The 9824-nt window shown below is 39.8% G+C and carries 9 protein-coding genes and 1 tRNA gene; 2 read left to right on the top strand and 8 right to left on the bottom strand.

Going from position 1 to position 9824, the window contains the following annotated elements; translation table 11 throughout:
• The first annotated feature begins 579 nt into the window (after positions 1–579).
• Positions 580–2844, top strand: a complete 2265-nt coding sequence (locus DDV96_RS06385) for an aconitate hydratase (protein ID WP_116693919.1) — start codon at positions 580–582, stop codon at positions 2842–2844.
• A gap of 110 nt (positions 2845–2954) precedes the next feature.
• Entirely contained in the window at positions 2955–3518 is a 564-nt protein-coding gene (locus tag DDV96_RS06380) for a TlpA family protein disulfide reductase (RefSeq protein ID WP_116693918.1), read from the top strand.
• Positions 3519–3579: 61 nt separating this feature from the next.
• Here DDV96_RS06380 and DDV96_RS06375 read toward each other — a convergent pair whose 3' ends face one another.
• The 8 genes from DDV96_RS06375 to DDV96_RS06340 form a co-directional block, all read right to left on the bottom strand.
• A complete protein-coding gene (locus tag DDV96_RS06375; protein WP_116693917.1) occupies positions 3580–4071 on the bottom strand; it encodes a nucleoside deaminase in 492 nt (163 codons plus the stop codon).
• A 26-nt stretch (positions 4072–4097) separates the two neighbouring features.
• Positions 4098–4790, bottom strand: a complete 693-nt coding sequence (locus DDV96_RS06370; protein ID WP_116693916.1) for a lycopene cyclase domain-containing protein — start codon at positions 4788–4790, stop codon at positions 4098–4100.
• A gap of 3 nt (positions 4791–4793) precedes the next feature.
• Positions 4794–5246, bottom strand: a complete 453-nt coding sequence (locus DDV96_RS06365) for a sterol desaturase family protein (RefSeq protein ID WP_116693915.1) — start codon at positions 5244–5246, stop codon at positions 4794–4796.
• A gap of 33 nt (positions 5247–5279) precedes the next feature.
• The gene (locus tag DDV96_RS06360; RefSeq protein ID WP_116693914.1) at positions 5280–6122 is read right to left on the bottom strand and encodes a phytoene/squalene synthase family protein; all 843 of its coding nucleotides are present in this window, start codon (positions 6120–6122) and stop codon (positions 5280–5282) included.
• Positions 6119–7585, bottom strand: a complete 1467-nt coding sequence (locus tag DDV96_RS06355; RefSeq protein WP_116693913.1) for a phytoene desaturase family protein — start codon at positions 7583–7585, stop codon at positions 6119–6121. The genes DDV96_RS06360 and DDV96_RS06355 overlap by 4 nt, the downstream gene beginning before the upstream one ends.
• A 54-nt stretch (positions 7586–7639) precedes the next feature.
• Positions 7640–8548 (bottom strand): MerR family transcriptional regulator, encoded by a 909-nt coding sequence (locus tag DDV96_RS06350; protein ID WP_116693912.1) that lies wholly within the window; start codon positions 8546–8548, stop codon positions 7640–7642.
• Between the two features lie 121 nt (positions 8549–8669).
• A tRNA-Leu gene (locus DDV96_RS06345) sits at positions 8670–8753 on the bottom strand.
• A gap of 102 nt (positions 8754–8855) precedes the next feature.
• Positions 8856–9797, bottom strand: a complete 942-nt coding sequence (locus DDV96_RS06340) for a PorP/SprF family type IX secretion system membrane protein (protein ID WP_116693911.1) — start codon at positions 9795–9797, stop codon at positions 8856–8858.
• Between the last annotated feature and the right edge of the window lie 27 nt (positions 9798–9824).

Here is a 9824-nt window from a genome sequence, read left to right as displayed (position 1 = left end):
TTGGTATCTTTGCTCTCGGCTGAGCTGTTTATATTTCATTGCAACGCAAATTTAGCACTTGGCCAATCATTGGGGGCTAGCCCCCAATGATTTTTAATTTGAGTTGCACTTATTTGTTGAACTTAGGATTACTTAAATGGAAAGTTAGAATATTTAAAAAAACTTGGTGAAACGTCTAATCATTCGGGCATACGAACAACTGAACATATTTATGTAATTAACCTGAAAAAAAATATTAAAGAAAAATATACTTTCGAGGATTTTTTATTTATGAATGGAAAACCTACGAGTGATATAGATTCTGAGAATTAATATATAATAGTTCGCAAGTACTTTCTTCTTATTTAGAATCAAAATATTTTGCGGTAGTTTATCGTCATTTCAATCACTTCAAAACCAAGACATTTACAAATTCATAATTTTGAATATCAAAAATTACGCAATTGACAAATATTTACACTAAAAATTATAATTTTTTATAAAATAAACAGTGTTTAACGCTTTCGGTTAAACATTTTTAAAACATAATGAAATTTTGTATTTTCGCAGGACTTCAAAAAACAATAAAAAAATAGAACTATGGCATTCGACATTGACATGATAAAAAAGGTGTATTCCCAAATGGCAGAGCGTGTAGATAAAGCACGTGAAATTGTTGGGAAACCTTTAACCCTTTCTGAAAAAATACTATACAGCCACCTGTGGGACGGCAAACCTTCCGAAGCATTTGAGCGCGGAAAAGATTACGTGGAGTTTTCACCAGACCGTATTGCATGTCAAGATGCTACTGCACAGATGGCGTTGCTTCAATTTATGCAGGCCGGAAAAGACAAAGTTGCTGTGCCAACCACGGTACACTGTGATCACTTAATCCAAGCAAAACAAGGGGCTGCAAAAGATTTGCAAAGTGCAAACCAAACGAGCCACGAGGTTTTCGACTTTTTGGAATCTGTTTCCAATAAATACGGCATCGGGTTCTGGAAACCGGGTGCGGGAATTATTCACCAAGTAGTTTTAGAGAACTATGCATTCCCTGGCGGAATGATGATCGGGACCGATTCGCACACGGTAAATGCTGGCGGATTGGGTATGGTCGCCATTGGCGTTGGTGGTGCAGATGCAGTAGATGTAATGGCCGGAATGCCGTGGGAACTTAAATTTCCGAAGTTAATAGGCGTTAAATTGACAGGTGAATTAAACGGCTGGACCGCTTCAAAAGATGTGATTCTTAAAGTAGCCGGAATCCTTACCGTAAAAGGAGGTACCGGGGCAATCGTTGAATATTTTGGACCTGGCGCCAAAAACCTTTCGTGTACCGGAAAAGGGACCATCTGTAATATGGGTGCCGAAATAGGCGCAACCACTTCTACCTTTGGATACGACGATTCTATGGAACGTTTCCTAAGAGCAACCGACAGGGAAGAAATAGCTGATGAGGCCAACAAAATAAGAGAATATTTAACTGGCGATGATGAGGTATATGCAAATCCAGAGCAGTATTTTGATGAAGTAATTGAAATCAATCTTTCAGAATTACGTCCGCACTTAAACGGACCTTTTACACCAGATTTAGCAACCCCAGTTGGGCAGTTAGGTGAAAAAGCACAAAAGAACGATTGGCCTATAAAAGTAGATTGGGGACTAATCGGTTCGTGTACCAACTCTTCGTATGAAGATTTAACACGGGCGGCTTCCATTGCACAACAAGCAATCGATAAAAAACTGAAGCCTAAAAGTGATTTTGGTATTAACCCTGGAAGTGAGCAAATACGGTTTACAGCCGAGCGTGATGGCTTGTTGAATGTGTTTGAAGATCTTGGCGCCACTATATTTACAAATGCTTGTGGACCGTGTATTGGTCAATGGGACCGTAGCGACCGTAAGGGAGAAGAAAAGAACACGATTGTGCACTCCTTTAACCGAAACTTCTCAAAACGCGCCGATGGTAACCCAAACACACACGCTTTTGTAGGTTCCCCAGAAATGGTAGCGGCGATTGCTATTTCAGGCCGTTTGGATTTTGACCCGATGAACGATACCTTAGTTAATGAAGAAGGGCAAGAAGTAAAATTAGACGAGCCAAGAGGGATCGAATTGCCACCAGAAGGTTTTGAAGTGGAAGAAAACGGATATGTAGAACCTATGAAAGATGGCAGTGGTGTAGAAGTAAAAGTTGCAAAAGACAGTGAGCGTTTGCAATTGTTGACACCTTTTGAGCCTATAAAAGATTCTGAAATGCAAGGGATGAAGTTGTTGATCAAGGCATACGGAAAATGTACAACCGACCATATTTCTATGGCGGGACCTTGGTTGCGCTACCGCGGGCATTTAGATAATATTTCAAACAACTGTTTAATTGGTGCGGTAAACGCGTACAACAAAAAGACAAACTTTGTTAAAAACCAATTGGACGGTGAATACGGTGGTGTACCAGACGTACAGCGCGAATACAAAGCAAACGGAATTAAAACCATAGTGGTGGGCGACCATAACTATGGGGAAGGTTCTTCCCGTGAGCACGCAGCAATGGAGCCGCGCCACTTAGGGGTTGCAGCGGTATTGGTTAAATCGTTTGCACGTATCCACGAAACAAACTTGAAAAAACAAGGGATGTTAGGATTGACGTTTGCCAACGAAGCAGATTACGACCTGATACAAGAAGACGATACCTTTAACTTTGTTGATATTGCAGACTTTGCCACTAATAAACCATTGACTATTGAAGTGGTTCACAAAGACGGAAGCAAAGACACCATAAAAGCAAACCATACGTATAACGATGCACAGATACGCTGGTACCGTGAAGGCTCTGCCCTTAACTTGATTAAAAAGCAGAATGCGTAACTAATCTTTCGGATTTTATCTGAATGAATTACTAAACGTTTCAAAAAACCTGTCAAATACTGTTTTTGGCGGGTTTTTTGTTAGACCTACCGAAGAAATAGTATTGTGATATGAAACAATTTTTAAAAAAGAATAAAGGGAATATTATATTTTTAGCCGTATTGGCTTTATTGATAATTCCGCAAACACGGACGCCTATTCAGGTATTTGTACAACGCTTGATATCGTTCAGTCCTTCGGAAACTGATGCTGAAGAAAGAGAGCAGCTTACCGATTATAATTGGAATGTAACATCTTTAGATAATAGACGGGTCAATTTTTCTGCTTCGGAAGGAAACGTGGTGTTATTGAATTTTTGGGCCACGTGGTGCCCGCCTTGTATTGCTGAAATGCCTTCGCTTCAAAACCTGTATGATGAATATGGAGACCAAGTTGATTTTTATTTGGTCACTTCAGAAAAACCGGAAACCGTACGGCGTTTTATGGATAAAAAAGGTTATACGTTGCCGGTGTATATTCAGCAAAGCAACGCTCCGGAAGCATTATACTCGCAAGCGCTGCCCACAACCTACCTTATCTCAAAAAAAGGAGAAATCGTAATTAAAGAAACCGGTGCAGCCGATTGGGATAGCAAAAAAACAAAGGAAATTATTGATGGGTTGTTGGAAAAGTAAGTAGCAGTTAAAAGGCCTCAAAGGTTTCAAAAATGTTTGAGGTCTTGAGTTTTTTTTTACCTCAATACGCAGTTTTATCATGTTTATCCGCCCATTTATTAAACACCGTTACGGCTTCGTCACGTAATATGCGAACAAAATCGATGCTGCGGTTGTCTACTTCTTTGTCAATTTCATCATAAATAAACTGATCGTCAAAATTTATTTCGGCAGCATCTTCCCTGTTGCAACCGTAGAACACTTTTTTAGGCCGCGCCCAATAAATGGCGCCCAAGCACATAGGGCATGGTTCGCAGGAGGTATAAACAACGCAATCGGTTAACTGGAAACTGTTTAGTTTTTCGCAAGCGCGGCGTATGGCCACCACTTCGGCGTGGGCGGTTGGGTCGTTTGTGGAAGTGACATTGTTGTGCCCTTCGGCAATAATTTCGCCGTTTTTTACCACCACGGCGCCAAACGGGCCGCCGGCATTGGCGTCCATTCCCAGTTCGGCCAAGGCAATGGCACGTTGCATAAATTTTTTGTCTTCTTCTGTATAATTAGGTGTGTTCATAATCTAAGTTTAATTTTGTTGTAATGCTACTTGTTGTTGTATCGTTTTTCAAATAGTTCCGTGCCAACAAAAACTGTCAATAGCATGCCCAAGTTATAGATGGTGTCTTCAACGGGAATGGTGAGGATGCGCACGCCCATGTTTTCGGTATTGTCGTACCAAACCACTTGATCTTCTATCCCCGTGCCGGTCAATATACCATTTACCAAAAAGAACGGGATGAAAATAACGAAATAGGTAGGTAAAAATTCCATAAGCCATTGTTTCCGGTAATTATAAACCAGTCCTAATAATACCAGGGCATAGACAAAATTTACCAAAGTGTACCATCTATCGTAATAATACCAAAGCAGAATAATGAGGAGGCACGATAACAGTACATAAAAAACAGCGGTGAACTTTTCAGAAAAAGAAAACTTTGGGAACAGTTCGTGCAAGGCATAATGCGTAAAAATACAAGCATAGGGTATGCAGATGAAAAATAACCATTCTTCAATGGGCAGGTTTAAAATGCGATACCCAGTAATATACGCGTCATTGAAGCCCCAAAACCCATTATTGGTAAAGATAATGTCCCAAGTTACAAAGATGGCCATCATGATTGCCATGGCTGGGAAAAAGGAGCGCCATTTTCTATAAAACCGGAGCCGTGGATGAAAACTGAACAAAAATGGAATGCTGAGCGATCCAAGGGCGAGCCACAGATACAGGTAATTCATAAATTACTTCTTTTTAAAAAACCGCAACGGTGGAAACAACATGCCATAACACTCGCCATCTTCTTTGCCCAAATGTTTGTGGTGCATTTTATGGGCACGGCGTATTCCTTTTGCGTACCAGTTATTGGCACTCCTAAACAGTTTGAACCGTTGGTGTATAAAAATATCATGCACCAAAAAGTAGGTAACGCCGTACGCAAAGATACCCAAACCTATGGGCAATCCCGCCCAAAAGCCATAATATTGCCAGCCTATAAAACATCCAATGCTCACGGCTGCATAGAACAGAAAAAAAAGGTCGTTACGCTCCCACCAACTGCTGTGGTCTTTATGATGATGGTCTTTGTGAAGACTCCATAAAAAACCATGCATTACATATTTATGGGTAAACCACGCCATAAATTCCATAATGCAAAACGTGGCTATAAATATCAATATCCAGAGAAGGGTGTTCATTACTATATTTTTTTATTTTCTAACATCTAAAAACTATTTTACCATCTTTAGCTGAAATTTCACATAACTTCGTGTTAACAATCCAAATTTTTCGTAGTTGGGAACGCGGATACGAGTGTTTTTAATTTCGATAGCCGGGGTTTTCTGTAATTTTTTTAATAGTCGTTTGTAATAGCGATACGCCATAAAAACACCAAATTTGGCTTCAGCAGGTAATAATAGAATTCCTTCATATCCTTTTTTAAAATCTTCCTCTATTTCTTCAATGATGCGTTGTTTTGAATGTTCGTCCAGTGCTTCCAAATTGGTATTTGGGAAATAGGTCCGGCTTAAATTTTCGTAATCTTCTTTTAAATCACGTAAAAAATTCACTTTTTGAAATGCGGAACCCAAGTGCATGGCTGCATCTTTGAGGGCTTCGTACTTTTCAACATCACCTTTTACAAATACCTTAAGGCACATAAGGCCAACAACATCTGCCGAGCCGTAAATATAATCATTGTATTCCGGTTGGGTAAGGTATTCGGTTTTTGAAAGGTCCAACCGCATACTCTTCATAAAAGAATCGATTAAATGCTGTTCAATGTTGTATTTTGTGACCGTATGCTGAAAAGAATTTAAAATAGGGTTTAAGCTTATCTTTTCTTGCAAGGCGTGGTGCAACTCTTCTTCAAATCTATTAAATAAGGTTTCTTTGTCATAATCATGAAACGAATCGACGATTTCATCGGCAAAACGTACAAACCCATAAATATTGTAAATGTCTTGCCTAATGCTGGGTGCCAGCATTTTGGTAGCCAGCGAAAACGATGTACTGTACGTATTGGTGACGCTTTTGCTGCAGGTTCTGGATACGATGTCGAATAATTTTTTCACGATTTTTCAATTTGGTTTTGCACTAATCCTGCTACTAATTTTCCAGAAATCAACGAAGGCGGTACACCCGGTCCAGGTACGGTAAGCTGACCTGTAAAAAACAGGTTGTTTACCTTGTTGCTTTTTAAATTTGGGCGTAAAAAAGCAGTTTGCATCAAGGTGTTTGCCAATCCGTATGCGTTCCCTTTGTAGGAGTTATACTGTTCTACAAAATCGTTGACACAAAAGGACTCTTTAAATATAACGTAATTTTTTACCTTTTGGTTGGTGAGGGTTTCAAATCTGTTTATTATTTTTTCAAAATACGTTTCCCTTAGTTCTGGAGAATCCTTGAGTCCCGGTGCCAAAGGGATTAGAAAAATCCCAGCTTCTTTGCCTTCTGGGGCAGCCGTAGCATCTGTTTTTGAGGGGAAACTGGCATAAAACAATGGTTTTTCGGGCCACGCTGGGTCATCGTAAATAGCTTTTGAGTGCGCTTCGAAATCAACATCGAAAAAGAGGGTGTGGTGATCTACGTTTTCTACCTTTTTGTCGAAACCAACATAGAACAGCAGGGAAGAGGGAGCAAAAGTTTTTTTCTCCCAATATGCTTCACTATATTGCCGGTACGGTTTATCGAGCAATGTTTCGGTATGATGGTAATCTGCCCCGCTCACAACAATATCGGCGGTAATGGTTTCGCCATTAATTTTTAAAGCTGAAACCTTATTGCTTTCAACTACTATTTCTTCAACGGTTTGTTCGGTTTTAATTGTTACGCCCAGTTCTTGGGCCAGCGACTTCATTCCTTCGATTACGCTGTACATACCGTTTTTGGGGTGAAAAGTACCGAGACCGAAATCGGCATAATTCATAAAACTGTAAAATGCGGGGGTGTTGGAGGGTTTGGCTCCTAAAAAAAGTACAGGGAACTCTAATATGGAAACCAATTTCGGGTTATTAAACTTCTTTCTCACTTCTTTACTGATAGTACTAAAAAACTGTCCAATTTTTTTCATGGTGACTGGAGTGACCAATTCAAAAGGGGAGACGCCCGGTCTATACACCAAATCTTTTATCGCTACATCGTAGTTGTTTTGTGCCTTGGCAATGAAGTTTTTTAATTTTTTGGAGCTACCGGGTTCTTCTTTTTCAAAAGCAGCACATATTTTTTCCAAGGTGTCTTCTATGGTGATCGTTTCATTCTTTCCGAAGTAAACACTATATGCCGGATTTAATTTGATAAGCTGGTAATAGTCGGACGGTTTTTTGTTGAAATCGGCAAAAAAACGTTCAAAAACATCGGGCATCCAGTACCAAGTTGGGCCAATATCGAACGTAAATCCCTCTTTGCATAATTGCCGCGCCCTGCCGCCAACAGTATTGTTTTTTTCGTATATGGTAACGTCATTTCCTCCCGCCGAAAGGTAACAAGCAGCTGCCAATGATGAAAAACCAGAACCGATAATTGCAATTTCTTTCATATAGTGTTTAACAAATATACATATTAATTAAACAAAAAGTACTTACGGTGGTTATTATTTTTTTAAATCGTTCAATTGTTTAATGAGGTCTTTGTGGTCCCTTATCGCCTTGACGTTTGAAGGCAAGATTTGGCTGTCTGTTTTTCGAATTCTCCTTCCCATAAGCCAGAGTTTTTGGTTTTGGGTGTTCTGTATGGTCGCGCCGTATTCCTTCAGGTATTGTTCAATGGATTTTTGTTCGGGCTTTACGGTAAAATACGATAGAAATATCAGGTCTTTATGGTGTTTCAATACGTGTTTCAGGTTTTTCAAAGGAATGTTGGTGCCCAGATAAATGGTGCTGAAATTAGCTTTTAAAATTTCATAATGGGCAAATAACAACCCTATTTCATGAATTTCCTGATAAGGAAGGTATAGGCAAAAAGTGGGGGTGTTTGCAGGTTTTTCGGTTTTCTGAAGCGCTACAATTTCGGCAATGATGCGTTGTTTTATCAATTCTGAAATAAAATGTTCGTGGGCTGGATCTATGGTGCCTGTATGCCATAGCGTTCCCAATTCTTCCAGCAATGGGATAAACACTTTAAAGAACAACGTCCTGAAATCGTTGGATTCTTCAAGTTCTGAAACCGTTTTTGTAAAAAGGGGGTAGTTAAACTCAAACATAGCTGTTTTGAGCGATGTGATGGCGCGTGTTTCTTTATTGACTGCAGCGTGTTTTTTAATCTGTGCTTTGGTCTCTTTTTCGTCAAGTGCTGCTATTTTTGATATCTTAACCCCATTATTGTATAGAAAAGCCACGTTGAGCAGTTTTTTTAAACTGTTTAGATTGTACTCGCGTATGTTGGTATCGGTGCGGTTGGGCTCCAGCAAGTTGTATCTTTTTTCCCAAATACGGATGGTATGCGCCTTGATGCCGCTTAGGTTTTCAAGGTCTTTGATGCTGAATTTTGTTTTAATGGCCATAGTAGGATATTAAATTACAATGCCCAAATTACTAAAAAGAAAAAAGAAACCGAATGATTTTGTTTAATTTGAAAGGAAATTTGCTGAACAGTATAGAAAAACCTGTGAAAAATTAAGAAAGTGCCCAGGATGGGAGTCGAACCCATACGCCCTAATGGACACATGGCCCTCAACCATGCCTGTCTACCAGTTCCAGCACCTGGGCTTTAGGAAAGGTGCTTACTTAACGGAGTGCAAATATACTTAATTTGTAAAATCTAAGACGCGTATTTTAAATTTTCTAAGGGTCTAATTTTTCAGCTTTGTTTTATAGGGTACAGGCACAGTTGCTAATACCTTGAAAAATGTTCAGGCCTAAGGTTACCATGTGTGTTCCACTGTTGTTGTTGGTAAGCTCGTTGGTGATAACCTGATACGAATAGGCAAAATAAAAGTTGGACTTTTTTAACCCAACCATAGGGCTAATGTTCAACGGCTCTGCTGCTTGATCATTTAAAAAACGATAGCTCAAGCCTGCCCAATAGTAGTCCTCGTAGTCCATAAACCTGAATTTTAAGTTTAAGTCGGTCGTGGAACGGTTGTCACTTTCAAAATATTGAATATAGGCGGACGGTTCAATTTCAAAACTGTCCTGTCGGCCTTGTTTAAATACATAACCGGTATAAACTTGATAGTTTCTAAGCTTTAAGGGCTCGTTGCGTCCAAAATCGTCTTCCTTTTTGGGTAAAATGTTGTTGGCATTAAAGCTGAAATAAAAGTCTTCAAATCGGTACAGCGCGGCCACGTCAAAATTATGGTTGGTCAATTTCCGGTCATTTTCCACAGAAGGATCATCAATGTTAAAGTTTTCGGTCTCTATCCTGAATTGGTTGAGGTTGTAGGATAGACCAAAAGACAAAAACTGATCGGGATGACGGCTCAGTATCAAATGGTGGGCGTACGATATTTTAGCTCCCTTTTGTTTGGTAAACCCATTGCTGTCATTGTATAAAAACATACCCAGGCCAGAGCGTTGGCCAAGACGGGTGTCTGCCACCAACGACTGCATATCGGGTGCGTCCTTGATGCCCACCCATTGGGTAAGGCCGTTTACCCTAACTTTTACATGGTCTCCAATACCTGCATAGGCTGGGGAAATGACAAAAGGGTTATCGGCTAGATACTGAGTGTAAGTGGGGATGGTAAGTTCTTGCGCTTTTACTTGAAAAAGCACTAAAAGCAATACTGCGGTTACGTAAAATAGTTTCATAATAGTAGGTTTTTTGGGGATATGTTA

Origin of the sequence: Marixanthomonas spongiae (assembly GCF_003095375.1) — a bacterium.
Lineage (GTDB): Bacteria > Bacteroidota > Bacteroidia > Flavobacteriales > Flavobacteriaceae > Marixanthomonas > Marixanthomonas spongiae.
Note: the sequence above shows the minus strand (reverse complement) of the source record. Positions and strands in the feature narration are given on the sequence as shown.

Coding starts and splice junctions, on each gene's coding strand:
- DDV96_RS06340 (WP_116693911.1), bottom strand. CDS start 9,797: ATGAAACTATTTTACGTAACCGCAGTATTGCTTTTAGTGCTTTTTCAA.
- DDV96_RS06355 (WP_116693913.1), bottom strand. CDS start 7,585: ATGAAAGAAATTGCAATTATCGGTTCTGGTTTTTCATCATTGGCAGCT.
- DDV96_RS06380 (WP_116693918.1), top strand. CDS start 2,955: ATGAAACAATTTTTAAAAAAGAATAAAGGGAATATTATATTTTTAGCC.
- DDV96_RS06370 (WP_116693916.1), bottom strand. CDS start 4,790: ATGAATTACCTGTATCTGTGGCTCGCCCTTGGATCGCTCAGCATTCCA.
- DDV96_RS06375 (WP_116693917.1), bottom strand. CDS start 4,071: ATGAACACACCTAATTATACAGAAGAAGACAAAAAATTTATGCAACGT.
- DDV96_RS06350 (WP_116693912.1), bottom strand. CDS start 8,548: ATGGCCATTAAAACAAAATTCAGCATCAAAGACCTTGAAAACCTAAGC.
- DDV96_RS06365 (WP_116693915.1), bottom strand. CDS start 5,246: ATGAACACCCTTCTCTGGATATTGATATTTATAGCCACGTTTTGCATT.
- DDV96_RS06385 (WP_116693919.1), top strand. CDS start 580: ATGGCATTCGACATTGACATGATAAAAAAGGTGTATTCCCAAATGGCA.